The sequence below is a fragment of the Herbaspirillum sp. 1173 genome, assembly GCF_031455335.1.
GTDB classification, from domain to species: domain Bacteria; phylum Pseudomonadota; class Gammaproteobacteria; order Burkholderiales; family Burkholderiaceae_D; genus Herbaspirillum; species Herbaspirillum huttiense.
Genome location: NZ_JAVDSP010000002.1, coordinates 189,411 through 212,405, shown reverse-complemented (window position 1 = coordinate 212,405; position 22,995 = coordinate 189,411). Strand labels below are relative to the sequence as shown.

The 22,995-nt window shown below is 62.0% G+C and carries 28 protein-coding genes; 15 read left to right on the top strand and 13 right to left on the bottom strand.

Annotated features, from left to right (window positions below; all coding sequences use genetic code 11):
- Window positions 1-32: 32 nt before the first annotated feature.
- From J2X56_RS08985 to J2X56_RS08975, 3 genes are all read right to left on the bottom strand, one after another.
- Window positions 33-1,715, bottom strand: coding sequence for a Na+/H+ antiporter (locus J2X56_RS08985; protein ID WP_088754911.1), 1,683 nt, complete (start codon window positions 1,713-1,715; stop codon window positions 33-35).
- Between the two features lie 225 nt (window positions 1,716-1,940).
- On the bottom strand, window positions 1,941-3,215 hold the full coding sequence (gene oxlT / locus J2X56_RS08980) for an oxalate/formate MFS antiporter (protein ID WP_310159687.1): 1,275 nt from the start codon (window positions 3,213-3,215) through the stop codon (window positions 1,941-1,943).
- Between the two features lie 225 nt (window positions 3,216-3,440).
- A complete protein-coding gene (locus J2X56_RS08975) occupies window positions 3,441-4,223 on the bottom strand; it encodes a GntR family transcriptional regulator (protein WP_204725796.1) in 783 nt (260 codons plus the stop codon).
- A 197-nt stretch (window positions 4,224-4,420) separates the two neighbouring features.
- Here J2X56_RS08975 and J2X56_RS08970 point away from each other — a divergent pair, with 197 nt between their 5' ends.
- Both J2X56_RS08970 and J2X56_RS08965 read left to right on the top strand, forming a co-directional pair.
- Window positions 4,421-4,711: a nucleotidyltransferase family protein gene (locus J2X56_RS08970; RefSeq protein WP_121045125.1), complete on the top strand. Its 291-nt coding sequence runs from the start codon at window positions 4,421-4,423 to the stop codon at window positions 4,709-4,711.
- A complete protein-coding gene (locus J2X56_RS08965; protein WP_209534491.1) occupies window positions 4,708-5,079 on the top strand; it encodes a DUF86 domain-containing protein in 372 nt (123 codons plus the stop codon). Before J2X56_RS08970 ends, J2X56_RS08965 begins: the two co-directional genes overlap by 4 nt.
- 103 nt (window positions 5,080-5,182) lie before the next feature.
- On the opposite strand, the gene J2X56_RS08960 is transcribed toward J2X56_RS08965, so the two are convergent.
- A complete protein-coding gene (locus tag J2X56_RS08960) occupies window positions 5,183-6,154 on the bottom strand; it encodes a LysR family transcriptional regulator (protein ID WP_204725795.1) in 972 nt (323 codons plus the stop codon).
- Between the two features lie 175 nt (window positions 6,155-6,329).
- Between J2X56_RS08960 and J2X56_RS08955 the strand changes: the two genes are divergently transcribed.
- On the top strand, window positions 6,330-7,421 hold the full coding sequence (locus J2X56_RS08955; protein WP_310159681.1) for a tartrate dehydrogenase: 1,092 nt from the start codon (window positions 6,330-6,332) through the stop codon (window positions 7,419-7,421).
- Window positions 7,422-7,497: 76 nt separating this feature from the next.
- On the opposite strand, the gene J2X56_RS08950 is transcribed toward J2X56_RS08955, so the two are convergent.
- On the bottom strand, window positions 7,498-8,700 hold the full coding sequence (locus J2X56_RS08950; RefSeq protein WP_310159679.1) for an MFS transporter: 1,203 nt from the start codon (window positions 8,698-8,700) through the stop codon (window positions 7,498-7,500).
- 114 nt (window positions 8,701-8,814) lie between these two features.
- Between J2X56_RS08950 and J2X56_RS08945 the strand changes: the two genes are divergently transcribed.
- The 10 genes from J2X56_RS08945 (at window position 8,815) to J2X56_RS08900 (ending at window position 14,748) form a co-directional block, all read left to right on the top strand.
- Complete coding sequence (locus tag J2X56_RS08945; protein ID WP_134137423.1) at window positions 8,815-9,738, top strand: LysR family transcriptional regulator; 924 nt, start codon at window positions 8,815-8,817, stop codon at window positions 9,736-9,738.
- Window positions 9,739-9,834: 96 nt separating this feature from the next.
- Complete coding sequence (locus J2X56_RS08940) at window positions 9,835-10,503, top strand: DUF2268 domain-containing putative Zn-dependent protease (RefSeq protein ID WP_310159677.1); 669 nt, start codon at window positions 9,835-9,837, stop codon at window positions 10,501-10,503.
- A gap of 34 nt (window positions 10,504-10,537) precedes the next feature.
- On the top strand, window positions 10,538-11,545 hold the full coding sequence (locus tag J2X56_RS08935; protein WP_310159675.1) for a dienelactone hydrolase family protein: 1,008 nt from the start codon (window positions 10,538-10,540) through the stop codon (window positions 11,543-11,545).
- Complete coding sequence (locus J2X56_RS08930; RefSeq protein ID WP_121045108.1) at window positions 11,542-12,057, top strand: hypothetical protein; 516 nt, start codon at window positions 11,542-11,544, stop codon at window positions 12,055-12,057. Before J2X56_RS08935 ends, J2X56_RS08930 begins: the two co-directional genes overlap by 4 nt.
- Before the next feature lie 74 nt (window positions 12,058-12,131).
- Window positions 12,132-12,332 (top strand): entry exclusion lipoprotein TrbK, encoded by a 201-nt coding sequence (gene trbK, locus J2X56_RS08925; protein ID WP_121045107.1) that lies wholly within the window; start codon window positions 12,132-12,134, stop codon window positions 12,330-12,332.
- Window positions 12,333-12,397: 65 nt separating this feature from the next.
- Window positions 12,398-13,087 (top strand): hypothetical protein, encoded by a 690-nt coding sequence (locus J2X56_RS08920; RefSeq protein WP_310159672.1) that lies wholly within the window; start codon window positions 12,398-12,400, stop codon window positions 13,085-13,087.
- A 127-nt stretch (window positions 13,088-13,214) separates the two neighbouring features.
- A complete protein-coding gene (locus J2X56_RS08915; protein ID WP_310159669.1) occupies window positions 13,215-13,631 on the top strand; it encodes a hypothetical protein in 417 nt (138 codons plus the stop codon).
- Window positions 13,631-14,086 carry a hypothetical protein gene (locus tag J2X56_RS08910; RefSeq protein WP_121045101.1) on the top strand — a complete coding sequence of 152 codons (456 nt, stop codon included), beginning with the start codon at window positions 13,631-13,633 and terminating at the stop codon, window positions 14,084-14,086. The genes J2X56_RS08915 and J2X56_RS08910 overlap by 1 nt, the downstream gene beginning before the upstream one ends.
- On the top strand, window positions 14,073-14,543 hold the full coding sequence (locus J2X56_RS08905) for a hypothetical protein (protein WP_121045099.1): 471 nt from the start codon (window positions 14,073-14,075) through the stop codon (window positions 14,541-14,543). Before J2X56_RS08910 ends, J2X56_RS08905 begins: the two co-directional genes overlap by 14 nt.
- Window positions 14,544-14,583: 40 nt before the next feature.
- A complete protein-coding gene (locus J2X56_RS08900; RefSeq protein ID WP_158601284.1) occupies window positions 14,584-14,748 on the top strand; it encodes a hypothetical protein in 165 nt (54 codons plus the stop codon).
- Window positions 14,749-14,777: 29 nt separating this feature from the next.
- Here J2X56_RS08900 and J2X56_RS08895 read toward each other — a convergent pair whose 3' ends face one another.
- On the bottom strand, window positions 14,778-15,728 hold the full coding sequence (locus J2X56_RS08895; RefSeq protein WP_310159667.1) for an NAD-dependent epimerase/dehydratase family protein: 951 nt from the start codon (window positions 15,726-15,728) through the stop codon (window positions 14,778-14,780).
- Window positions 15,729-15,836: 108 nt separating this feature from the next.
- Here J2X56_RS08895 and J2X56_RS08890 point away from each other — a divergent pair, with 108 nt between their 5' ends.
- On the top strand, window positions 15,837-16,730 hold the full coding sequence (locus tag J2X56_RS08890) for a LysR family transcriptional regulator (RefSeq protein ID WP_039784939.1): 894 nt from the start codon (window positions 15,837-15,839) through the stop codon (window positions 16,728-16,730).
- 38 nt (window positions 16,731-16,768) lie between these two features.
- Here J2X56_RS08890 and J2X56_RS08885 read toward each other — a convergent pair whose 3' ends face one another.
- The 7 genes from J2X56_RS08885 to J2X56_RS08855 are packed head-to-tail and all read right to left on the bottom strand — an operon-like array spanning window position 16,769 to window position 21,743.
- Window positions 16,769-17,443 carry a DUF1989 domain-containing protein gene (locus J2X56_RS08885; RefSeq protein WP_121045095.1) on the bottom strand — a complete coding sequence of 225 codons (675 nt, stop codon included), beginning with the start codon at window positions 17,441-17,443 and terminating at the stop codon, window positions 16,769-16,771.
- Window positions 17,440-18,255, bottom strand: coding sequence for an amino acid ABC transporter ATP-binding protein (locus J2X56_RS08880; protein WP_310159664.1), 816 nt, complete (start codon window positions 18,253-18,255; stop codon window positions 17,440-17,442). Before J2X56_RS08880 ends, J2X56_RS08885 begins: the two co-directional genes overlap by 4 nt.
- 6 nt (window positions 18,256-18,261) lie before the next feature.
- Complete coding sequence (locus tag J2X56_RS08875; RefSeq protein ID WP_121045091.1) at window positions 18,262-18,936, bottom strand: amino acid ABC transporter permease; 675 nt, start codon at window positions 18,934-18,936, stop codon at window positions 18,262-18,264.
- A gap of 1 nt (window position 18,937) precedes the next feature.
- Window positions 18,938-19,609 (bottom strand): amino acid ABC transporter permease, encoded by a 672-nt coding sequence (locus J2X56_RS08870; protein ID WP_310159661.1) that lies wholly within the window; start codon window positions 19,607-19,609, stop codon window positions 18,938-18,940.
- 16 nt (window positions 19,610-19,625) lie between these two features.
- On the bottom strand, window positions 19,626-20,261 hold the full coding sequence (locus tag J2X56_RS08865; protein ID WP_121045088.1) for an urea carboxylase-associated family protein: 636 nt from the start codon (window positions 20,259-20,261) through the stop codon (window positions 19,626-19,628).
- Between the two features lie 5 nt (window positions 20,262-20,266).
- Complete coding sequence (locus J2X56_RS08860) at window positions 20,267-20,902, bottom strand: DUF1989 domain-containing protein (protein WP_121045086.1); 636 nt, start codon at window positions 20,900-20,902, stop codon at window positions 20,267-20,269.
- 7 nt (window positions 20,903-20,909) lie between these two features.
- Window positions 20,910-21,743, bottom strand: coding sequence for a transporter substrate-binding domain-containing protein (locus J2X56_RS08855; RefSeq protein ID WP_121045084.1), 834 nt, complete (start codon window positions 21,741-21,743; stop codon window positions 20,910-20,912).
- Between the two features lie 173 nt (window positions 21,744-21,916).
- Here J2X56_RS08855 and J2X56_RS08850 point away from each other — a divergent pair, with 173 nt between their 5' ends.
- Window positions 21,917-22,909: a MurR/RpiR family transcriptional regulator gene (locus J2X56_RS08850; RefSeq protein WP_245202199.1), complete on the top strand. Its 993-nt coding sequence runs from the start codon at window positions 21,917-21,919 to the stop codon at window positions 22,907-22,909.
- Window positions 22,910-22,995 lie beyond the last annotated feature (86 nt).

Sequence of the window (22,995 nt, the reverse complement as noted above, 5' to 3'; positions counted from 1 at the left end):
CTCATAGCGGTTGGTGCGGCGCGCGGCCCGGATCAGTGATTCTGCCCCGGCCCGTTCAATGATCCCAGCAACCAGGTCTCGGCCATGTCGATCTGGTTGATGAGCATCAGGAAGGTCTCGTCATTGATGCGCTGTTCAGCGCGCAGGTAGTGCACTTCCAGCCGCTCGGCGCGGATTGCCTCCAGCCGCAGTTCACGTTCGAACTGCTTGAAGCGGTTGGCCGCGCGCTGGGTTTCTTCCGAATCACTCTCCGCATTCATGCGCATGCGATAGGTCGCCAACAGACTGCCGCTGACTTCCATCAACAACGCCAGATCCGACTCATCGAGATTGACGCCGATGCGTTCCTGCGCCTCCTCGATGGTGCGCACGGCCGCCTCCGACAGGCGCAGGCGCGCCATCATTTCCTCGGCGCGGCGGCGCTTGACCTCGGCATCGAGCTGCAGATCCTTGAGCATCCACGGCAGCAGGAAGCTGCCGAACAGCAGCGAGCACAGGATCACGCCGGTGGCGAGAAAGATCAGCAGGTCACGCGCCGGGAAGGGCGTATGTTCCTTCAGCAGCAGCGGGATCGACATCACACCGGCCAGCGTAATGGCCCCGCGCACGCCGGAAAGCGCCGTGATGCTGATGAGCCGCAAATCGAACTTGCGGTTGCGCCCGCTCTGGCCACGCAGGGCGGAGGCGAAGCGGCGCATGCGCAGGTTGATCCAGACCCACACGAAGCGCAGCACGATCAGCGCAACCGTGATCGCCAGGATGTAGACGAACAGGTGCCACACCGGCACATTGCCCGCCATCTGCGCATCCACGTGGGCCAGGCTGACGATGCCCGGCAATTGCAGGCCCAGCAGCAGGAAGGACATGCCGTTGAAGACGAATTCCAGCATGGTCATGATGCTGCGTCCCTGCAAGCGCGTGGCCGCCGATTCGCCACCGGCCGTCTCCAGATAGGGCATCAGCATGCCCGCCGCTACCGCCGCCAGAATGCCGGACAAACCAAAGTGTTCGGCAAAGATATAAGCCGTGAAGGGGATCAGCAACAGCAGCACCACCTGGATGCCCGGCTCGTCACCGGCCCATTCGATGATCTTGCGGCGGATCAGTCCGAAGCCCCAGGCCACGATCAGCCCCACGGCGATGCCGCCGGCGGCGATCAGCACGAAGGAAATGCTGGCGTCCAGCAGCGAGAAGGTGCCGGTGATGACGGCGGCAATCGCGAACTTGAAGGCCACCAGGCCGGACGCATCGTTCATCAGCGCCTCGCCCTCCAGCACGTGCTGCATCGAGGCCGGCAGGCGGCCCTTGCCGACGATGGACGAGACCGCCACCGCATCGGTGGGCGAGAGCACGGCCGCCAGCGCGAAGGCCGAGGGCAGCGAGATGACCGGGATCATCCAGTGGATGAAGTAACCCACGCCCACCACCGTGAACATCACCAGACCCAGGGCCAGCGCCAGGATGGGGCGCGCCAGGCGGAAGAATTCGCGCTTTGGCATGCGCCAGCCATCGGTGAAGAGCAGTGGCGGGATGAACAGCAGCAGGAACAGCTCCGGATCGAAGCTGATGCGCAGGCCGAACATGGGCATGGCCAGCACCGCGCCCAAGGCGATCTGGAACAGCGGCAGCGGCAGCTTGAAGGGAGCCAGCCGCGCGACCACGCCGGAGACGGCGACGGCCAGCAGCAGGATCAGGACGGTGAAGACGATTTCCATGAGGCAGCAGGTGATGTTCTTGTGATGAGGCGCGGGTGGGTCAGACCGGCAGGGCTGCAAGGAGTTGCAGGCGCGTTGCAATGACTTGCAACAAGCTTGGAAGTATACGGTACCTGCGCGGTACAAGCTCGGCAGCCATGTGCCACTGCATCAGAAGAAGGCGTGGGCAAAAACGACGATGCCGGCACAAGGCCGGCATCGGGGAACGCGGGGAGAGCAGGGGGCTTAGTTGCCGGCCTTGGCCAGATAGCGTGCGCGCCAGGGTTTCAAGACCATCAGCGCCAGACAGGCGGTGAGGATGTCCAGCGTGATGGCGGTCCCGAAGACCGGATGCCAGCTGCCGGTCTTCTCATGCATCATGGCCGCCAGCGGGCCGCCGAAGATCGAGCCGATACCTTGCGAGATGTAGAGCCAGCCATAGTTGGCGGTGGCGTTGCGGGTGCCGAAGGTGTCGGTCAGGGTCGAGGGGAAGAGCGAGAAGATCTCGCCCCAGCCGAAGAAGACGATGCCCGACAGCAGCACGAACAGCACCGCATTCTCGCGCGTGGCCAGCCACAGCGCCATGGCCACGCCTTCCAGGGCGAAGGCGAAGAACATGGTGTTCTCGCGGCCGTAGCGATCCGAGACCCAGCCGAAGAAGGGCCGCGTCAGGCCATTGGTGAGACGGTCGATGGTCAGCGCCAGCGGCAGCGCCGCCAGCCCGAACACCATCACGTTGGCCACGCCGAAGTCACGCGCGAAGGTGGCCATCTGCGAGGTCACCATCAGGCCCGAGGTCGACATCATGGTCATCATCACGAACATGAGCCAGAACAGGGGCGTACGCAGCATCTGGCGCGGCGCCAGGTCGAGCTTGCTGGCGGCAATGGCCGGGGCCGGCATGGCGGCTGCATGGCTGGCGTCAGGCGAGCGCAGGGCCTGTGCGGCCAGCACGCCGATCACCGCAAACACCAGGCCGAATTGCCAGAGCGTGGTTTCCAGCCCGGCGCTGGCCAGCGAGGCCGAGATCGGGAAGGTGGTCAGGATGGCGCCCATGCCGTAACCGGCCGCCACCATGCCCACCGCAAAGCCGCGGCGATCCGGGAACCAGCGCACCATCTGGCCGACCACGCCGACATAGACGATGCCGGTGCCGAGTCCGCCCACCAGGCCATAGGCCAAATAGAACATGCCGATGGTGGAGGCTTGCGCCGCCAGGATCCACGACAGGCCGGACATGAAGGTGCCGATGGCGATCAGGCGGCGCGCGCCGAAGCGCTCGATGAGGCTGCCCTGGAAGGGCGAGAAGAAGGTCTGCAGCACGATCAGCATCGAGAAGGTGATCTGCAGTTCCGACAGCGGCACGCCCAGCTTGGCCGTGAGCGGCTTGGTGAACAAGGTCCACACGTATTGCGGACTGGAGATGGCCATCATGCAGATCAGGCCGATCAACAGCTGGAACCAGCGGTTGCGCAGCAGGCCCTGCGCGCTCGCCGGGGCGGTTTGGGTGAGGGTGGTCATGCGTTTCTCCTGTACAGAAAGCCAGAGTGGGACGGTCAGCCTTGCCGGATCGGGCAGGATGCCGCTGGACTGAATTTATGTATGCATAAATCCTGCCAGCCACAAAAGCAGCTTTCGTGCCATTTGCTCCCAGGCAAATCCGGCACAGGAAAATCGGTGCAATTCTTCTTCGGGAGCGTAAAAACCCGCCTGCGACCCGCAGTTCAGGCGCAAAGCTTCACTTTTTCAGCCAAAACGCTTGCGGCGGGTGGGTGTCGTTGCCGGTGCGTTGCCCGGCACCGGTGCAGCCTGCACCGACTCGGCGCGCACCTGTTCAAGGCGGGCGATGGTGAGGCGCTCGACCACGGTGTGGCTGTCTTCGATGTGACGCGCGATCAGCTCGCCAGCCAGAGCGGCATCGCTGCGGGCGATGGCATCGAGGATGGCGCGGTGTTCGGCGTAGGTGTCATCGATGCAGTCGCCATAGGCGAAGTCCAGGCGCCGCATGATGCGCAGCTGGTTGGCCAGCTGGCGGTAGACGGTATCGGCCTCGGGGTTGCCGGCCGCCTGCACCAGCGCGCAGTGGAAGGCTTCGTCCAGGGCCGCCACGGCCAGCCCGTCGGGCAGGCGGTCGGCGGGGGCGCACTGCCAGATCGCACCTTGTTCGGCCACCAGCTGCTGGCGCACGCCCGGGGCGATGCGCGGGGAGCACAGCTTGCGCACGGCGTGCAGCTCCAGCATCTCGCGCAATTCGTAGAGGGAGGCAAAGCGCGCCAGGTCGATCGGCACCACTTCCCAGCCATTGCGGAAGTGGCCGCGCACCAGGCCTTCGCTCTGCAGGCGCATGAGCGCTTCACGCACGGGCGTGCGCGAGACCTGCAGCCGTTCGGCCACGTCGTTCTCGGCAAAGCGGTCGCCGGGCAGCAGGCGGAAGGCGTAGATGTCATCGCGCAGGCTGGCATAGACGGTGTCGGTGAGCTTGCCGGCACGGCGGGTGGCGAGATCGGCGGGCGCTTGGCTGGACGTCATGAAGGAAGTGGCTGGGCGGGTGGACGGGGTTGGCGGCTATCTTAACGCGGGGGTGGGGGCGGATGGAAGACGGACGGTCCTGCCCGCGCAACAGCGGCGGCCTTCGGGGCAGGGCATGAAGCATGCAGAAATAGTGCTTGAGGCACTATTCTTCCTTGCATATCATCTCAACGAGTTCTGAAAAGAAAGGATCCCCCATGCGGCCGTCTGTTGTGCTTGACATGAAGCGAAGCGCGGTGCGCGAAGCGGTAAGCCGCTTCCGCACGGCCAATCCACGCGTCTTCGGTTCGGTACTGCACGGCACCGACCGCGAGGGCAGCGACATCGATCTGCTGGTCGATGCGCTGCCGGGCGCCACGCTGTTCGATCTGGGCGGCCTGCAGGATGAGCTGGAAGCCTTGCTGGGCCTGCATGTCGATCTGTTGACCCCTGGCGATCTGCCACCGAAGTTCCGGGCGCAGGTGCTCGCGGAGGCCAGACCGGTATGAGCGTGAACCGCTTGACTGACTACCTGGACCACATGCAGCAGGCTGCCAGCGATGCCTGCAGCTTCGTGAAGGGCACGTCCAAAGCGGAATTCGTTGACGACAAACGAACCCAGCAGGCCGTCATCATGAGCCTCATCATCATCGGTGAGGCCTCCACGAAGGTGATGGACCGCTATCCCGAGTTCGCGCAGGCACATGCTGAGGTACCGTGGCGCAGTATGCGCGGCATGCGCAACCGCATTGCCCACGGCTACTTTGACATCAATCTCGACGTGGTATGGGATACCGTGCAGACGGCTCTGCCGGAGCTGCTGAAGCTGCTGCCCGAGGCGCGCAAGAGTGCGCAAGTCCAAGAAGGCCAGCAGTAAAACCGCGTCAGCCAAGACGCCTGAGGCTGGCGGTCTTCGCCAACGGAAGTGACTTACGAAACTTCGCGAGTGCATTGCGGGCCTTGCCCGCTCTGTTCCTGCCTTACTTTTTCTGTGAATGCTTCGTGCCGCGTGTGCCCAACACGGTAATACGCGGCTTGGGCGAAGTTTCAGCCAACTCACGCGCAATGAAATCCACAAAGCTGCGCACCCGCGTCGACAGCTGCTGGCGCTGCGAATACACCGCAAAGATATCCGCATTGGGCGTCTGCCAGCCCGGCAGCACCTGCACCAGCCGCCCCTGTTCCAGATAGCTGCGGATATCCCACTCGGCGCGCATGAGGATGCCGTGCCCGTCCAGCGCCCACTTCACCGCGATCTCGCCATCATTGGTGGTGAGGTTGCCGCGGATCTTGACCGTCTCCGTTTTGCGCGAAGCACCGCTGCCCGAAGACAGCTTCCACACCCCATAAGCCTCGTCACCCTGGCGGATGCCCACGCAATTGTGTTTGGCCAGGTCATGCGGCGTCTGCGGCATGCCCCTGCGCCTGAGATAGTCCGGCGAAGCGCACAGCAGGCGCGCATTGGACGCCAGCCGCCGCGCTACCACCCGGGTATCGGGCGGCTCGCCGAAGCGGATGCAGACATCGAAGCTGTCCTCGGTCAGCGGCGGCGGCATCACCGACAACTGCAACTGCACCGACACCTGCGGATGGCGCGTCACGAATCTGGAAATCACCGGCGCCACATGGCTGCGCCCGAATCCCAGTGTGGCATTGACCCGCAGCAGGCCTTCCGGGCGGCGCTTGGAGCTGCCCAGCAGTTCGGACAATTCATCGATCTGGTCGAGGATGCGGCGCGCATGTTCCAGATAGAGCTCGCCTTCGGGCGTCAACATCATGCGGCGCGTGGTGCGGTTGACCAGCGGCACGCCGGCCCGCGCTTCCATCAGCGTGAGGTGCTTGCTGACCGCCGCCGTGGTCAGTCCCAGCTCGCGCCCGGCCGCAGAGAGACTGCCGGCCATGGCCAGCACGGAAAAGAAACGCAGGTCGGCGGGAAGGACGGTGTCCTGCATGAAACCTCGCTAGGAAAACAAAAATGGGATTGTTGAATTCTGGTTAAGAATGCTTTAAGTCTAGCACCGGTTCCTGTCCTTTCAGTATGGGTAAAGTAGCCCGCATGCAAAGAGGCGGCGCACGCCGTCATTTTGCGAGACCCCACACCGCATCTCATCAAGAAAGGCTGGAGACATGAAAACCTATCGCATCGCAACCATCCCCGGCGACGGCATCGGCAAGGAAGTCATTCCTGCGGGCCGCCAGTTGCTGCAAGCCCTGGCCGGCGCCCGTGCCGACCTCGCCTTCGACTTCGAGGACTTCGGCTGGGGTGGCGATTACTACCGCCAGCACGGCGTGATGATGCCCGCCGATGGCCTCGATGCCCTGCGCGACAAGGACGCCATCCTGTTCGGCTCGGCCGGGGATCCGCACATTCCGGACCACGTGACCCTGTGGGGCCTGCGCCTGAAGATCTGCCAGGGCTTCGACCAGTACGCCAACGTGCGCCCCACGCGCATCCTGCCGGGCATCGACGCGCCCCTCAAGCGCTGTCGTGCCGAAGACCTGAACTGGGTCATCGTGCGCGAGAACTCCGAAGGCGAATACGCCGGAGTCGGTGGCCGCGTGCACCAAGGGCATCCCATCGAAGCGGCCACCGATGTCTCGATGATGACCCGCGCCGGCGTCGAGCGCATCATGCGTTTCGCTTTCAAGCTGGCGCAGTCGCGTCCGCGCAAGCTGCTCACGGTCGTCACCAAGAGCAATGCGCAGCGCCATGCGATGGTGATGTGGGACGAGATCGCGGTGCAGATTGCCAAGGAATTCCCGGACGTGAAGTGGGACAAGGAACTGGTCGACGCCGCCACCGCGCGCATGGTCAACCGTCCCGCCACGCTGGACACCATCGTGGCCACCAATCTGCATGCCGACATCCTCTCCGACCTGGCCGCTGCGCTGGCGGGCAGCCTGGGCATTGCGCCCACCGGCAACATCGATCCGGAGCGCCGCTATCCGTCCATGTTCGAACCCATCCACGGGTCGGCCTTCGACATCATGGGCAAAGGCCTGGCCAATCCGGTGGGTACCTTCTGGTCGGTGGTGATGCTGCTGGAACACCTGGGCGAGCACGATGCAGCGGCGCAGGTGATGCAGGCCATTGAAGCGGTCACGGCCGATCCGGCATTGCATACCGGTGACCTGGGCGGCAAGGCGACCACGGTGCAGGTGACCGAGGCGGTCTGCAGTTTCGTTGCCAAGGCGGCGCGGGTGCAGCAAGAGGCTTGAGTGATGCGTCTTGAATGAGGAAGGCCGGCTTGATGCCGGCCTTCTTGGTTGAGGCGCTGAGCGCAGCGGCGTGCTGTCAGCGCGGTGAGAGTTTCGCCACGATGGTAGCCATCGCCACCGCCAGCATCGCAATCCCCGCCGCCAGATAGCCCACCTGACCGGCGCCCCACGACGACAGCGCCGCGCCACCCACGGCGGCACCGAGCGCGATCCCGCCATTGGCGGCCGATACATTGAGCGTACCGGCCAGCGCCTGTGCGCCGGAGGCGGCCTTCATCACGCGGATCTGGCAGATCGGATAGAGCGCCGTATTGGCGATGCCCCATACCGCCAGTGCCAGCGCAAAGGCCCAGCCCGCCTGGCTCAACAGCATGCTGCCCGCCATGCCCAGCGCGAGGATGGCGCAGAAGAGGGCGGTGGTGGCGAGCGGCTTCTGATCTACCCACAGCCCGCCCAGCCAGTTGCCGGCCAGGCCGACCGCACCAAAGCCCATCAACCACCAACCGACATGCGCGGGGGCGATGCCGGCGGACTTTTCCAGCATCTCGGCCAGATAGGTATAGCCCGTGAACATGGCCGTGAAGACCAGCACCGACAGGGCCACGTTGGCCAGGAAGAAGGGCTTCTTCAGGATGCGTGCCTGCGCCGCCATGCCACCGCTGGGGGCGCTACGCACGCGCGGCACGACAGCGGCGATCAGCACTGCCACCAGCAGCGACAGCAGCGCCAGCAGGCCGAAGGCGGCACGCCAGCCGACGGCCTCCGACACCAGCGTACCCAACGGAATGCCGAACAGCATGGCCGCCGAGATGCCCAGATAGACCGTCGACACTGCGCGTCCGCTTTTTTGCGGTCCGGCGATCTGTGCCGCCGTCTCGCTGGCCGTGCCCCAGAACACTGGCAGTGCCAGCGCCGGCACCAGGCGCGCGACGGCCAGTATCCAGATGTTCCAGGCCAGTGCGGCCAGTGCATTCGAAAGCGCGAAGATCACCAGGATGATGATGAAGAGGCGCTTGCGTTCCAGATGCGCCAGGCTGGCCGTGAGCAGCGGACCGCACAGCATCACCACCACGGCAAAGAGCGTGACCAGCTGGCCGGCACTGGCCACGCTGATGCGCAGATCGCGCGCCAGTGCGGGCAGCAGGCCAACGATCAGGAATTCAGTGGTCACGATGACGAAAGCGGCCACCGCGAGAATGGCGATCGAGGCACTGCCGCCCTGCGTATCTTGCGCTGACTGAGTGCGGGTGCGCGCGGTGGCGCTGGGGGCAGCTGGCATGGGAAAAACTCCGTTTTGAATTTGGGCCCGCCATCGTAGGTGAGAACAAATGTCCACTGTTGGATATAAAATCGTCACTTATCTGGAAAAATATTCCATCTGCGGGAGTGCAAGATGTCGCCACTGGAAAGGCTGAAAGGTCTCGAGACCTTTGTTGCCGTCGTCGAAGCCGGGAGTTTCACGGCGGCGGCGGAGCGTCTGCATCTCACCAATTCAGCGGTGGGCAAGGCCGTGGCGCGGCTGGAGGAGCGGTTGAAGCGCCCGCTGTTGCAGCGGGGCCGGCGGCGCGTCGAGTTGACCGATGCGGGTGATGCGTTTTATCAGGTCTGCGTGCGCGTGCTGGATGAGTTGAAGAGCGCCGAGGACATGCTGGCCTCGGATGAGTTGGCGCCTTCGGGACGCCTGCGCGTGGACATGCCGGCGACCTTTGGCCGCCTGCGCGGCATGGCTTCGCTGCTGGCCTTTGCGGAGAAACATCCGCAGGTCACGCCGCAGGTGTCCTTCACGGATCGTTTCGTCGATCTGGTGGAAGAGGGGCTCGATGTGGTGGTGCGTATCGGGGGCGGCGACGTCTGGCCGGCCACGCTGGGTTATACCTGCCTCGGACATGAAGAACTGGTGTTCTGCGCTGCGCCGTCCTATCTTGCCCGCCGTGGCGAGCCGCGCACCCTGCAGGAATTGCAGGCACATGATGCGGTGCTGTATGCGCGTGCAGATGGCAGCAGCAGTCCGTGGCTCATCAAGGACGGCGATCAGCCGGTGGTACGCCAGCATGCGGAAGGGCGCATCATTCTTGGACAGGCCGAGGCGCAGGTGGCGGCGGTGCAGGCGGGATTGGGCATTGCGCAGCTGGCAACCTGGGTGGTGGAGCAGGCCTTGCGAGAGGGCAGTCTGGTGGCTATCCTGCCTGCGCATGTGACGCAGGGTTTGCCTCTGCATATCGTCTGGCAGCGCAGCCGTGAGCATTCGGCCAAGGTGCGGGCGGTGGTGGGGCATTTTGAGAGGACGCTGGGGATTGGGGCGATGATCGATACGTAATCGTGGTTCAATGCTCCCTCTGCAGGGGGAGAGGTCGCCTTCGCAATGCGTTGTCCCACAGGCTTTCGGAACGGCCATGATTTTCATGAGGGGTTCATGACGATTCATCTGCATTTTCTCGATGCGCGTGCACGCCTGACGCCCTTGCGCGCATGGATAAGCGATGCACTGCTGCAGACGCATGCCAAGGCTGCGCAGCTGTTGCCCTTGCAGCCGCTGGATGTGGTCATACAGGCCGGACAGCAGGTGGTGCCGGAGAAGGGGCTGCTGGGATATGCACCGCGCCCCGGGCTAATCCACCTCACCATCGATCCCGGTCATCCCGCGCTGCTGGCCAATGCACAGTCTTCGCTGGAACGCATGTTCGCCCACGAATTGCATCATGCCGCGCGCTGGGAGGGTCCCGGGTACGGGGCGACACTGGGCGAGGCGCTGGTGTCGGAGGGGCTGGCGGGACACTTCGCGCAAGAGCTCCTGGGTGGGGATCCGGAGCCCTGGGAAACGCTGGATATCCTGAGCATGAGCGAGACTATCGCGCTGGCGCAGCAGATGTGGAGTCGCGACGATCATGATCACGGGGCCTGGTTCTTCGGGACTGGGACGTTGCCGCGATGGGTGGGTTATTCGCTGGGTTATCAGATGGTGGGCAGGTATGTCAGGCAAGGCGAGAGGCGGACCGCTTCCGGCATGGTTGCGCTGGAGGCCGAGGCATTGCGCAACATGCTGGCGGAAATGCTCGCGCTTGCTCAAGGGCGGGATCGGTGAACCGGAATTGAACTGACACGGAGGAGCGCAACGAATGAATTCGTTCAAGACTTTTACGGTCATCTTCGTCACGTTCTTCCTCAGTATCGGAAGTGCGAATGCGGCTTCGCCATCGCCGCTTGTTCCTGAAGAAAGTCATGGCACGACCCTCACCTTTGAGTCAGTCACACCCAAAAGGATCATGGATTTCGTGGAGCGCGCTGCCAACGAGAAGGTCTCGATCACGGGACGTCTTACCTTCCCCGACGCAGTTACTTCGCCCGTGCCGGCGGTCGTCATCCTGCACGGAAGCAGCGGCGTCAATCCAGGCGAGAAAGTCTGGGCGCAACGCCTGAACGCAATGGGTTATGCCAGTTTCGTGGTGGACAGTTTTACGGGGCGAGGCGTTTCCAATACCGAGGCGGACCAGACGCAGCTGTCGATGAGTGCGGGGATCGCCGATGCCTATTTTGCGCTGCGCCTGCTGGCGGCTGACCCGCGTATCGACAGGAATAAAATCAGCGTGATGGGATTTTCGCGCGGCGGCATCGCGGCATTGTATTCGGCCCTCGATCCTTTTCGCCGCGCCGTGATGGATGACGATCTGCGCTTTGCCGCACACATCGCCTTCTATCCGAGTTGCGGCATTCACTACACCTCGACCCATCTGGATGGTGCGCCCATCCTGATGCTGCTTGGCGGCAAGGACAATTACACGCCGGCCGCACCGTGTGTGGAGTATGCCGATGCATTGCGCAAGCAGGGTGCCCAGGTCACGCTGAAAACCTATCCCGATGCCTATCACGGATTTGACAGGCCGACGCGGCTGCATGTGATCAAATCCGCTACCAGCGCCCGCGACTGTCATGGCACCTACGATCTTGATTCGAACCAGTTCGTGATGCGCAAAGGTGATCAGGTCTTGTCGGGGGCGGATGCAACTGCAGAAGCGAGGCGCTGCCTGAGCTATGGCGTGATGCTTGGCGGTGATACGCTGGCGCGCGAGCAGGCACCTTTGGATGTTGCTGCATTTCTCAAGGCTGTCATTGAGGAGGGGAAGTGATATTGCTGAGTCTGGATGATCCGAGGTGGAAGGAATTTGAAGGAGGCTATCGGTTGCCATACGATGCCTCAATTGCGCTGCGCGCTTTGCGCAATGGCATGGATGTGTGGGATGAACTCTGGAGTGAGCTGTATCACCAGGGTGATGTCGGAATTGCTTCCTATGCGGCCGTGCCGCAGTTGGTGGCGATGGCAATGAAAAATGGAAGCCGGGACTGGAATTTCTACGCCCTGATTGCCGCCATCGAAACTGAGCGTCACCGCAGGGGAAATCCTGCTGTCCCGGACTGGCTGATGGAGAGTTATCAGGAAGCCTGGTGCCGCGTTGTGCCTATTGCGACGTCTGACTTGGCAAGGGACTGTGACGAATCTCTTGTACGAATTATTCTGGGTGTTCTTGCATTGGCAAAGGGAGCGATCAAGCTGGGCGCATTGCTTTCGTATGCAGATGCATCTGAAGTAGACGAGTGGGCAGAACGACGTCTTGACTGGTCGGAACAGTATCGCGGATAAGCTCTTCGAGTTCTCATGAGCAGCTCACGCACGGTATCATTCTCGCTTATCAAGAATCAACGAGGAGTCCTGATTTGAAAACGCGCGCGAATGTGGCCATCGCAGTCATTGCGGTGGCCATCATGGTTGTCTTCGCTTACCGAAGCTTCACACGTCAGCCGGCAAAGATTTCGCCGACGCCCACTGCAGAAAGCTGTACGCCGGAAGCGATTCGAAAAGTCAGCGATGTTCTGGAACGATCAATTTTGTCGTCGCGTTGTGCGAAAAAAGAATAATCGGACTGAATGCGGCGTTATCAGCTGCACAGTGCGCTTGAAATAAATAAGAAAAAGGGGAACCCATGAAGCTGCGGAAGACGATATCCGGAATGTCAGCCAGAAACTGGCTCTTCTCCCTTACTGCGTCAACGTGCCTGCTGCTGGGTGACCCGGCCCAGGCCGAGCCCGCGCAGCCCTTCACCAGCGCGGCACAGGAGCAGGCTGCAGGTAGCAAGGGCGTCGTGCTGATTTCAGCCAACTGGGGACGCAGCTGGGGCTGCGGCCGCAACGACTATGCACAGTTGCAGTTGTTGGGATTTGACAAGATCGAGCCTGGCACCCGGCCCTTGAGCCAGCGTCCCGAGCTGGTCATTCAGGGCGCGGAATCAGGCAATGCACAGCAGATTCCCTTTTCCAATTACGCCTTCCTGGTTGATCCCGGGGAGTATGAATTCAGTCTCTATCTGATTCATGTGGCGCGTTCCATGACGCAAACAGCGCATTTCAGTGGTGACCGCAAGAGCCTGTTTCAGGACGGGCGCTCCAAGGTAGGCAGTTTCAAGGTCGGTGCCGGAGAGATCGTCTACGTGGGGCACTTCGCGCTCGACTGCGTGCAGGCCCCCATGCCTTGGCGCTTCTATCCGGAGACGCGGGCCGACTTCACGCAATATCTGGACAAAGTCAAACAGCAATATCCTGATCTTGATACGTCCAAAGCCGTGTTCCGTCTCTTTGAGACCAAGTTGATCGGCAAGCCGTATGTCTTGCCATGAGTGGAAGAGCAGGTCATTGCGGAAAGATGGACGAGCGTCGATAGTGAATCGCATCGCACTGCCATTTGTCTCAAGTTTTGAGCGGAAGTAAATCGATCGTCAGCAGTCGTCGCACATCGGCAGGAAAATGAACGCCAGCGAAATCTACGAAAAAGTCACCACATCGGCGGATCGCTTCGGTGCCAGGAATCCGCAGCAACTGGCGTTTCTTCGCTCGGTCCTCGGCAAGTGCGAACAGCAGCAACTGGCCAAAGCACTGACTGATTTGTTTGCGCAGGAAAATGCTTTTGAGCGCCAGGCGCTGGGCGGCCTGTTGTTGATGGCGTTGCGGCCGGCGTATGCCGCCGATCTGCGCGGTCTCATTCTGTCGGTACTGGATCATTGGGACCGCAGTGTCGGGCAGCTTCCTTGTTATCTTGTTTTCCTGCACGGCGCTGATCGTTACAGGGAGTGCCTCGCGGCCGTGCTGGATGCAGAGCACGATGAGGTCCGGCGACAGAAGCTGGAAACGATGTTGTGGTGGATTCGCAATCAGCATGATTGATGTCATGCTTCGTCGCCTGGATGGGCGGAAAGATATTCAGCTGCATCATGAAAAAAGTGGCTGCCATTGCCTTGGCGTCCGGATTCGACTTTGCGCATGCAACAGAAATCGGACGTATAGAATTTCAACCGCATAGCGGGCTGAGCATTGTTGTGCGCGATGTGTATGGCCAATCAGCGTGTGCTGTATCCTTCGAAGCCATCCTGGGTTTCAGAGTCCTGGACGAACTCTACCTGATGGAATACTGGCCCGGTTGCTCAACCAAAAATGGATGGCTCTTCCTTATCCAGCAAGGTGGTTGGGCGGATCAGGAACGTTCTCGGTCTGGCACCTGCCTGCATGGTCTTCACCCGGATGTGAAAGAGTATCTGGTGACTGGTATCAACGAATGTGTTTCCGTATTCAGCCTGGAGGACCCTGCGGTGAAATCCGCTTTCGACCATGAGCAAAGATGAAAAAAGAGCCGTCTCCGACGAAATCACCAGGCTGGTGGCAGAGCTGACGTTCATGATGGGCGTTCTTGAAAAGGTACCTGATGCGTCCGTGCTCGCCGCCCACTGTCGCGAACTGCTTTCCTTCGAACTTCAACAGGACAGGCCTGCTCGCAAGACCTATCTGAACGGCATGAAAAAGGAGCTGCTCGTCGTCGCCCGCGAGACCATGGGAGCGAAGAGCTGGGCATCATTCAAGGCCATCCTCGCTCGTGATGCTCTGTTTGAAGAAACCTATCTGCATAAGATCCGGAATGAGGGCGTGATCCGGGACGAGGATGAATACCGCAAAGTGCTCATCGAACTTGATCTGCTGATCAATGGTGATGAAGGAGCGAGCCTTGCACCAGAGCAGGTGCGTCTGGTAACTGACGTCAACGCCCTACTTGCCCGCTCGCCGTTCTTTCAGGTTCGCGATTGATCATGCTGTGCCAGCGAGAAGCGCATTTCTGATTCAGGCAATGAATGCGCAGGCCGGGAGAAATGACCGGCTGGATATCGCGCAGTGTTTTGAGGTGCAGGGCATTGATCGGCAGCAATTGGGGGCCGCTCCTTTTGATGAAATACCCCCGCTCATATTCTCCGTGCAGAAGCAATTTTTGCGGCAGTTGCAGCTGCTCGATTGATCGCACGGGGCCGCCGTGAGCTCGCCTGCTCAAACGGACGTTCCGCCTTGGCTGGCCAGTGCCCTCCGGATACCGTCCGCATAGGAAGTCTTGCTGATCGGCCCGATCAATTGCTGAAGCGCCGAATCATCCATGATCACTGGCTGCGTCTGCAGATAGTGCATCTCCACCAGTTCGCGCATCATCGGATGGAACAATCCGATGATGCGCAGCATGGTCTTTCCCGCCACGCGCTTCTTCAGCTTGCGCCCGGTCTGCCTTTCCATTTCTTCCACCAGTGCCTGTTGCGACGTCACCCCGGCACCGGCCAGGTGCCAGATCCTGCCGAAGGCCGCAGGCGTGCTGATCAGCCTGGCCACGACCGGACCGACATCGGGCACGAAGACGAACTCGTGCGGACGATCCAGCGGCCCGATCATGTCTGCCGTGCCGCCCTGCGCCGCCGCCTTGATCGCACCGTGCAGGAAGCTGGCTTCGACGCCGGGGCCGTAGAAATCCGGCAGACGCAGCACCGCTGCGCGGATGCGTCCTGCGCTGTGGGCTTGCATCAGCAGGTCTTCCTGTGCCTTGCGCATGCGGCCCTTGAAGGTGTGCGGATTGCGCGGGTGGTCTTCCCGTATCGGTGAGGTCTGCGGCAGACCGTAGGGATACACCGTGCCGATCAGCAGAACCTGCCTGACGCCAGCGCTGATCGCGCCGTCCAGCGTCTTGCGCATCAGTTCAGGATGCAGCTCGAACTGCGTGTAGTTGACGCCGACCAGATAGAGCAGCGTGTCGATCCCCTGTGCAGCGGCTTCTACGGAAGCCGGCGAGTCGGGGTTCCAGCTGACGATCTCGGCCAGCGGGTCGGCCCCGAAGGCCTTGCGCAAACTGGCTTCATTGCGGCCGACTACGCGATAGGGCAGCCCTTGCGCGCTGATGGCAGAGGCGATGCTTTGACCGATGGCACCGGCGGCACCGAAGAGGGCAATCCTGGACATGGGGTTCTCCCGAAAGATGGTGTGAGTACGAACATGCTCAGTATGCGAAATTGCGGTATAAATGAAAATTGCATAAATTAGCCTAGCGTCTATACATAAATGAATACCCTGGCCGACATCGAACCGAACTGGGAGTGGTACCGCAGTTTTCTCAAGGTGCTGGAGACGGGATCGCTGTCAGCGGCCGGGCGCGAGATGGGGCTCACGCAACCGACGGTGGGCCGCCACATCGAACAGCTGGAGTCGGCGCTGGGGCTGAAACTGTTCGTGCGCTCCTTTGATGGCTTTTCTCCTACGGATGCGGCGCTGGAACTGAGGCCTTATGCGGCCGGTATCGCGGCGACTTCTGCCGCACTGCGCCGGGTCGCCAGCAGCCACGGCAGGGAAGTGCGCGGCACGGTCAGGCTGACCGCCAGTGAAGTCATCAGCGTGGAAGTGCTGCCCCCGATCCTTGCCGAACTCAAGCATCGGCATCCGGGGCTGTGCATCGAGCTGGTCATGTCCAACAGGGCTGATGACTTGTTGCAGCGGGAGGCGGACATTGCCGTGCGCATGTTCAAGCCTGTCCAGGATGCGCTGATCGCCAAGCGGCTGGGCAGCATCGAAGTGGGACTGCATGCGCACCAGCGTTACCTGGCGGCACATGGGGTACCGCACTCGATTGATGCACTGGCGGGCCATGCGCTGATTGGTTTCGATCAGGAGAGCGCCTTTGTGCGCAAGGTACTGGAGCAATTCCCCTGGCTCGCGCGCGCCGGCCTGGCATTCCGGGCCGACAGTGATCTGGCGCAACTGGCGGCGATTCGCGCGGGCTTCGGCATCGGCATCTGCCAGGTGGGGCTGGCGGCCAGGGATGACGCACTGGTGCATCTGCTGCCCAGGAAATTCTCTCTCAAGATGGAAACCTGGATTGCCATGCATGAGGACTTGCGGGCGAGCCCGCGTTGCGCCGTGACCTTTGCTGCGTTGGTGGCGGGATTGGGGGCGTATATACGGGGGTGAGGCGCGGGGTGGTGTGCGCGGCCGGGATCGCAAGCGGTTCAGTTCTGCGGTACCCAGGTAGGCGTTCCCGGCAGATCGGAGTGAAAGTCCTCCAGCACCATGATTTCGACCGGCTTGGGGGTGTTGTCGCCCTGGCCCTGGATCTTCACGATGTCCTGTGGACAGGCAGAGAAGGCGACGAAGCAATCCATCTCTGCGCGCATTGTGATGAAGTCGCCCGGTTTGGTCACCGTCGGCAGTGTCTTCAGCGTGATACCGTCGGGCTGGACACGGATGTTCATGAAAATGTTGAATGACGCCAGGTTGGGGCGCGGCGGCGTCACGCCCAGCTCGAACATGCCCTCGAACATGTTGTCGCAGCAATTGCGGTGATAGTGCTTCACGCCGAGCAGTTCATAGCGCCGGCGGTCGCAAGCGGCCATGAAGGTGTCGTGGACGCCGGGTGTGGCGTCTTCCACTACCGTCAGGATGGGGTGGCGCTGGTTGGTGACGAAACTGTCACCGACGATGGGATTCAGGCGCTGGTTCCACACGCGCGTGGTTTCCATGCACATGTATTCGGCCAGGTCGTAGGCGTTCCATGCCCAGCAGTCGACCACCTGGGTGCCATGCGTGTTGACGACACGCACGGCCTGCCCGGCTTTGAGGCGAACGGCCTTGCCGTGGCCGGCGGGGATGGTAAGGGAAGCGGAAGCAGATGTCGAAGAAGTCATGATGGGGAGGATCCTGGGTTGAAGCGTTGAAGAAATTGGCGCAAACGCGCTGACGACGGCTGATCGATGACTTGCGACGGCGGGCCCATCTCGACGATCTTGCCGCCGTCCATGAACACCACCAGGTCGGCTACTTCGCGGGCGAAGGCAACTTCGTGCGTCACGACGATCATGGTGGTCTGCGCTGCCGCCAGGCCGCGCATCACGGCCAGCACCTCGCCAACCAATTCGGGATCGAGCGCCGAGGTCGGTTCGTCGAACAGGATGACTTCCGGCACCATGGCCAGCATGCGCGCAATACCGACGCGCTGCTGCTGCCCGCCGGACAGTGAGGCGGGCAGCGCCATATGCTTGCCCGCCAGGCCCACCTTGCGCAAGGCCTCGGCGGCAATGTCGCTGGCGGCGAGACGCGACATGCCCTTGACCGAGATCAGGCCTTCCATGACGTTCTCGATCACGTTCATGTGCGGCCACAGGTTGAAGCTCTGGAACACCATGCCGATACGGCTGCGCTGGGCGCGAATTTCTCTTCCGGGACGGGCGACCGGCTTGCCGTGGGGCCCTTCCTTCACGCCGACTCGCTCGCCGCCTATCCATACTTCGCCGGCGTCGGGCGGTTCCAGCCAGTTCAGGCAGCGCAGCAGCGTCGACTTGCCCGAGCCGGAAGGGCCCAGAATGCACACCACCTTGCCGCGCTCGATATCGAGATCGACGCCATCAAGGATGCGCTGGGAGCCGAAGGATTTGACGATGTCGCGCGCACGCAGGGCGATGTTGCCGTTCACATTCGAATGGGGTTCAGTCTGATTCATGGCAGGCTAGCGAGTTAAGGGGATGCCGTGGGCCACGGCGATACGCTGCTCCCAGCGGCGTGTCAGCGCATTCAGCAGCGCAGTGGCGGCCCAGTAAACCAGCGCCACCATGCAATAGACTTCCAGTGATGCGTAAGTCTCGGACACCACGCCTTTGGCGGCGAACATGAACTCATGTACCGAGATCACCGAGAGTAATGCGGAATCCTTGAACAGGCCGATCATCAATCCGGTCATGGTTGGCAGCAGCAGGGGCAATGCCTGCGGTGCCACTATCCTGCGCACGATCGCGAGCGGCGACATGCCGATGGCGATTGCCGCTTCCACCGTGCCCTTGGGCAGGCTGTCGATGGCGGCTTGAATCACCTGCGCGATGTAAGGGGCGTAATAGATCGCCAGCGTCACTACGCCCACCACCGGAGCTGGCAGCAGCAGGCCGAAGTCAGGCAGGACGTAGAACGTCACATAAAGCAGCACCAGCAAGGGCAGCGCCAGCGTGAGCGCGATATACGCGTCGATCAGCAGGGCGAGCGGACGCGGGCCGGTGCGGCGCAAGGCCACCAGTGCGACGCCAACTACCACGGCGAGCAATGCGCTGACCGTGCTCAGCCAGAGCGTGTCGGCCAAGCCGCCGAGCAAGGTCCCTGCGTGTTCAAGCAGGATGGCGGGCTCGAAGGCCATGTCAGCTCCTTCCCGTAGCGGCGAGCGGTGCTCTGGCCAGGTGCTTGCCCAGCGCCAGCACCGGCAGCACCACGGCCAGATAGCCGATGCTCACCATCAGCATGATCTGGGAGGAGGTATAAGTGCGCGCGATCACCATCTGCCCTGCATAAGTCAGCTCCGTCACGGCAACTACCGAAGCCAGCGGCGTGGTCTTCAGGAGGATGGTGAATTCGTTGATGAGCGCCGGGATGCTGCTCTTGATCACCTGCGGCATGACAATGCGCGTGGCGATGCGCCACGGCGCCATGCCCAGTGCGGTGGCTGCGTCGATTTGCCCGCGCGTGATGATGCGCAGGTTGCCCCGCAGGATCTCGGCGGTGTAGGCAGCGCTGTTGAGCCCCAGCGTCAGCGCCGCCGCCAGCAGCGGGCGGCCTCCCAATCCCACCAGAGGGAGAGAAAAGAACACCAGGAACAGTTGCACCAGCGCCGGCGTGCCGCGCATGAAGCTGATGTAAAGCCGTGCCAGCCAGCGCACTGGTGCCAGTGGTGCCAGTGGTGCCAGTTGCATGGCCAGCGCAATGTGCCCCCAGATCAGGCTGCCGATCGCGCCGAGCACGGTGAGCGCGACCGTCATCATCCAGCCGTCGATCAGCGAGGGAATGCTCTGGATCACCTGGGGACTCAGCCACATGCGAGGTCTCCTGCGTTTACAGCGCGTTCGGTTCTTCGGCCAGCGCCACTTCCAGGGCACCCGGCTGATCGTTGCCGGGTATGCCGGAGCAGCAGGCAGAGACCACGAAAACCATGTCGGCGACGACGCGGCACGCGATGAAGTCGCCCGCGCGCGTGCGGTTCGGCAAGGGAATGATACGGCCGTTCTGGTCCAGGTCAACGTGCATGAACAGGTTGATCGGATCCGGCAACTTGGGCGGGTTCAGTCCCTGCTCCCGGATCACGGCCGAGACCGATTCGACGCAGCCGGTCTGGCCGGTGTAGCCGTTGGCTTGCAGCCATGCAGTAGTCGATGCCGGCATCAGAAGATCGTGCGTACCGACGCTATCCTTGCCCAGTACCATCAGCGCGCGCCGGTAGTTGCTGACGATGCGCATGCCGGCCTGCAGCACATAGGAATTGCTGAACACGCGGGTGTGATGCACCGACATGAAGATGTCCGGGCTGGCGCGATCGAAGGCGAACAGCATGGCGGTTGCGCCGGCCTCCTTCGCTTCAATGCGCAGGATCTGGCCGGCCCTGACCTCGACGGCGCGGCTTTCTCCGGCTGGCACGGCAAGGCGGCTCGGCGGCAGGGGGCTACGGGAGGGAGTCTCTTTTAACAGCAGCATGATGGTCAGTCGATGGACGCGGCGGCACTGCTGTGCGGATCGGCGTCGTGGATGGAAATGGCGATGTCGGTCACGCGCAGGCCGTTGCCGGGAATGATGTCCTGCGGGCAGGACGAGACGGCGCACAGCAGGTCCTCCAGCACCTCGAAGGTAATGTGATCACCCGGCTTGCTGGTGGGATCAGTGACCTGCATGCGGCGGTCAGCCGTGACCGGGCCGTTCTGGAACAGGTTGAACGGTTCCGGCACGTCGAACTTCGACAGACCGTGCAAGGCCAGGCCTTCGTGCATGTTGTCCAGGCAATTGCGATGGCCGGCCACGTTGAAATCGACCGTGAAGCGGGTGTCGTCGCAGGCGGGCACGTTGGCGTCGTGTACGCCGACGGTGTCCGCCACCACGCGCAGCAGCGGGCGGTCCAGCGAGGAATACAGATGATCGCCGACGTCGAAGAAGATCGAGTTGAGCTTGCGGCGTGTATGCGTGGGCGACAGCTTCTCGTGCTTGTCGCGGGCCACGACGGCCACGAAGTCAGCCGCTTGCTGCCCTTCGACATCGATGATGGTGAGGAACTGGCCGGCCTTCACCTCGAAGGTCCGGCCATGACCGGCTTGCACGGTCAGGGAATGAGTGGAGTTGCACATGGGGCAGTTACTTGGCGGGAATGAAATCGGTGTCCGGCGTGGCGAAGGTCACGCCGAGGTATTGTTGCTGCAGCTTGGCCAGCTCGCCGCTTTTCTTCATCGCCATGATCTGTTCGCTGACGGCCTTGTTCAGGCGCGTGTCTTCAGGACGGGTGGCCAGCGCGATCCATTGGGAGGGGCCCAGTTCACCGGTGATCTTCATCTTGCCCGGATTCTGCTTGATGACATCGGCCAGGACCGTCACATCGTCGAAGACGAAGTCGGCGCGGCGGGTCATCAGTGCCGCGACCGTCTGGTCGACGCTATCTACGCTGAGCAGGCTGATCGGTGCCAGACCCTTGGACTTGAGCGTCTCGTTGAACTGCTTGAGGATGCCTTCCGGCGCGCTGCCGGTCTTCACCGCACCGGTCAGGCCGGCCAGCGATTCCGGCGTCGGTTTGGCCGGGATCCTGGTGAAATCGTCACGCACCAGAGCACCGTTGACGGTCTTGCCGGTGGGCACGACATAGGCGATGCGCTTGGCGCGCTCGGCGGTCACGTTCAGCGCCGAGCCTTCCATGTCGAAGGAGCGCGACAGCAGTCCGGGAATGATGCCGCTGAAGGCCATGCGCTGGTATTCGATCTTCACGCCCAGGCTCTTGGCGACGGCGGCCAGCACCGCCGGGTGGTAGCCGACGATGGCATTGGACGCATCGGTGTACTCGTAAGGGGCAAAGGTGGGATCGATGGCGACGATCATCTTGCCGCGGCTCTTGATGTCGTCGAGCGTGTCAGCATGGGCGACGGCGCTGCAGAACAGCAAGGCGGACATCAGGAAACGGGAGAAACGTTGTGCAGACATGAGCGGACTCCTTGAGGTGGCTGACGAAGGAACGAGCAAGACGAATAGTGCAATGCATGTTTCATGCCAATGGTTTTAGAAACACAAGTTTCTAATTGCGGTGCCAAGGAAACAATGGATTCACGGGGCATTTTTTTGAAATGCTCGTTTCAGTGGTGCAAGGGCGGCATACAATGCCTACGTTCCATTCCAGAACGCTGCCGCACAAAACAAGTGCGTCGCACCGCATTGGAATGATTCTTGCACCATGGCATTTCCTCTTTTTCACGTATTTCCAGATCGACATGGCTATCTCCCCCCACAAGAAAAGCAAGGCGTCCGCCTCCATCGAGAGCCGTATCGCCGAGCAGTATGACCAGCTGTCGGAGATCGACCTGCGGTTGGCCGACGTCATTCTCAGCGCGCCCGGTCAGCTTGCGATGCAAACCGCCACCGAGCTGGCCGAGAGTGCGCAAGTATCGAAGGCGACGGCCACTCGCTTCTTTCAGAAACTGGGCTATGCGTCTTATGACGATGCAAGGGAAAGCGCGCGCGCGGCGCTGGTGGGCGGATCACCCCTGTATCTGCTGAAACGGGGGGAGAAGCAAGCGGGCAGCGGGCTCGACGCCTCCATCGAAGCGCACCTGAACCATGAAGTCTCGAATCTGGCCAATACCTACCGTTCGCTGGATCAGCAGGCGCTGACCGAGGCGGTAAGCTGCATCGCCAATGCGCAGCGCGTTGCGATCATCGGCTATCGCCACAGCCATACGATCGCCCAAATGATCCGTCGCGAACTGGTGCAGGTCCGCAGCAATGTGCTGGTCTTGCCGGCACCCGGCGACACGCTGGCGGAATACCTGAGTGATCTGGGCGAGCGAGACATGGCTATCGTGATCGGCTTGCGCCGCCGGGTGCCGGCCATCTCGCTGGCGATGGATGCGCTTTCCGAGAGCGGCGTGAAGACCTTGTACCTATCCGACGTGATTACGGGAAAACCGGCCAGACGCGCCGACTGGGTGATCCGCTGCCACACCGACGGCATGATGCTGTTTGACAGCGTGGTGGCGGTTTCAGCGATAGTCAATCTGATCTGCTCGCTGACGGCGGAAAAGCTGCGCGAACGGGGCAATGGACACCTGCAGCGGGTCGAGGTATTGCACCAGAAGATGAAAGAGCTGGAATAATTCACGCTCCTTGATAAATGAATGTACGCTTCCGGTCAGAAACTGACCTTCCATCCTCAAAATGAAGATTCCATGTTCTACATGCT

Excerpts from the sequence above, each read along its gene's own strand:
- J2X56_RS08985 (WP_088754911.1), bottom strand. The coding sequence starts at position 1,715 with ATGGAAATCGTCTTCACCGTCCTGATCCTGCTGCTGGCCGTCGCCGTC.
- oxlT (WP_310159687.1), bottom strand. The coding sequence starts at position 3,215 with ATGACCACCCTCACCCAAACCGCCCCGGCGAGCGCGCAGGGCCTGCTG.
- J2X56_RS08975 (WP_204725796.1), bottom strand. The coding sequence starts at position 4,223 with ATGACGTCCAGCCAAGCGCCCGCCGATCTCGCCACCCGCCGTGCCGGC.
- J2X56_RS08970 (WP_121045125.1), top strand. The coding sequence starts at position 4,421 with ATGCGGCCGTCTGTTGTGCTTGACATGAAGCGAAGCGCGGTGCGCGAA.
- J2X56_RS08965 (WP_209534491.1), top strand. The coding sequence starts at position 4,708 with ATGAGCGTGAACCGCTTGACTGACTACCTGGACCACATGCAGCAGGCT.
- J2X56_RS08960 (WP_204725795.1), bottom strand. The coding sequence starts at position 6,154 with ATGCAGGACACCGTCCTTCCCGCCGACCTGCGTTTCTTTTCCGTGCTG.
- J2X56_RS08955 (WP_310159681.1), top strand. The coding sequence starts at position 6,330 with ATGAAAACCTATCGCATCGCAACCATCCCCGGCGACGGCATCGGCAAG.
- J2X56_RS08950 (WP_310159679.1), bottom strand. The coding sequence starts at position 8,700 with ATGCCAGCTGCCCCCAGCGCCACCGCGCGCACCCGCACTCAGTCAGCG.
- J2X56_RS08945 (WP_134137423.1), top strand. The coding sequence starts at position 8,815 with ATGTCGCCACTGGAAAGGCTGAAAGGTCTCGAGACCTTTGTTGCCGTC.
- J2X56_RS08940 (WP_310159677.1), top strand. The coding sequence starts at position 9,835 with ATGACGATTCATCTGCATTTTCTCGATGCGCGTGCACGCCTGACGCCC.
- J2X56_RS08935 (WP_310159675.1), top strand. The coding sequence starts at position 10,538 with ATGAATTCGTTCAAGACTTTTACGGTCATCTTCGTCACGTTCTTCCTC.
- J2X56_RS08920 (WP_310159672.1), top strand. The coding sequence starts at position 12,398 with ATGAAGCTGCGGAAGACGATATCCGGAATGTCAGCCAGAAACTGGCTC.
- J2X56_RS08915 (WP_310159669.1), top strand. The coding sequence starts at position 13,215 with ATGAACGCCAGCGAAATCTACGAAAAAGTCACCACATCGGCGGATCGC.
- J2X56_RS08910 (WP_121045101.1), top strand. The coding sequence starts at position 13,631 with ATGTCATGCTTCGTCGCCTGGATGGGCGGAAAGATATTCAGCTGCATC.
- J2X56_RS08905 (WP_121045099.1), top strand. The coding sequence starts at position 14,073 with ATGAGCAAAGATGAAAAAAGAGCCGTCTCCGACGAAATCACCAGGCTG.
- J2X56_RS08900 (WP_158601284.1), top strand. The coding sequence starts at position 14,584 with ATGAATGCGCAGGCCGGGAGAAATGACCGGCTGGATATCGCGCAGTGT.
- J2X56_RS08895 (WP_310159667.1), bottom strand. The coding sequence starts at position 15,728 with ATGTCCAGGATTGCCCTCTTCGGTGCCGCCGGTGCCATCGGTCAAAGC.
- J2X56_RS08885 (WP_121045095.1), bottom strand. The coding sequence starts at position 17,443 with ATGACTTCTTCGACATCTGCTTCCGCTTCCCTTACCATCCCCGCCGGC.
- J2X56_RS08880 (WP_310159664.1), bottom strand. The coding sequence starts at position 18,255 with ATGAATCAGACTGAACCCCATTCGAATGTGAACGGCAACATCGCCCTG.
- J2X56_RS08875 (WP_121045091.1), bottom strand. The coding sequence starts at position 18,936 with ATGGCCTTCGAGCCCGCCATCCTGCTTGAACACGCAGGGACCTTGCTC.
- J2X56_RS08870 (WP_310159661.1), bottom strand. The coding sequence starts at position 19,609 with ATGTGGCTGAGTCCCCAGGTGATCCAGAGCATTCCCTCGCTGATCGAC.
- J2X56_RS08865 (WP_121045088.1), bottom strand. The coding sequence starts at position 20,261 with ATGCTGCTGTTAAAAGAGACTCCCTCCCGTAGCCCCCTGCCGCCGAGC.
- J2X56_RS08860 (WP_121045086.1), bottom strand. The coding sequence starts at position 20,902 with ATGTGCAACTCCACTCATTCCCTGACCGTGCAAGCCGGTCATGGCCGG.
- J2X56_RS08855 (WP_121045084.1), bottom strand. The coding sequence starts at position 21,743 with ATGTCTGCACAACGTTTCTCCCGTTTCCTGATGTCCGCCTTGCTGTTC.
- J2X56_RS08850 (WP_245202199.1), top strand. The coding sequence starts at position 21,917 with ATGCCTACGTTCCATTCCAGAACGCTGCCGCACAAAACAAGTGCGTCG.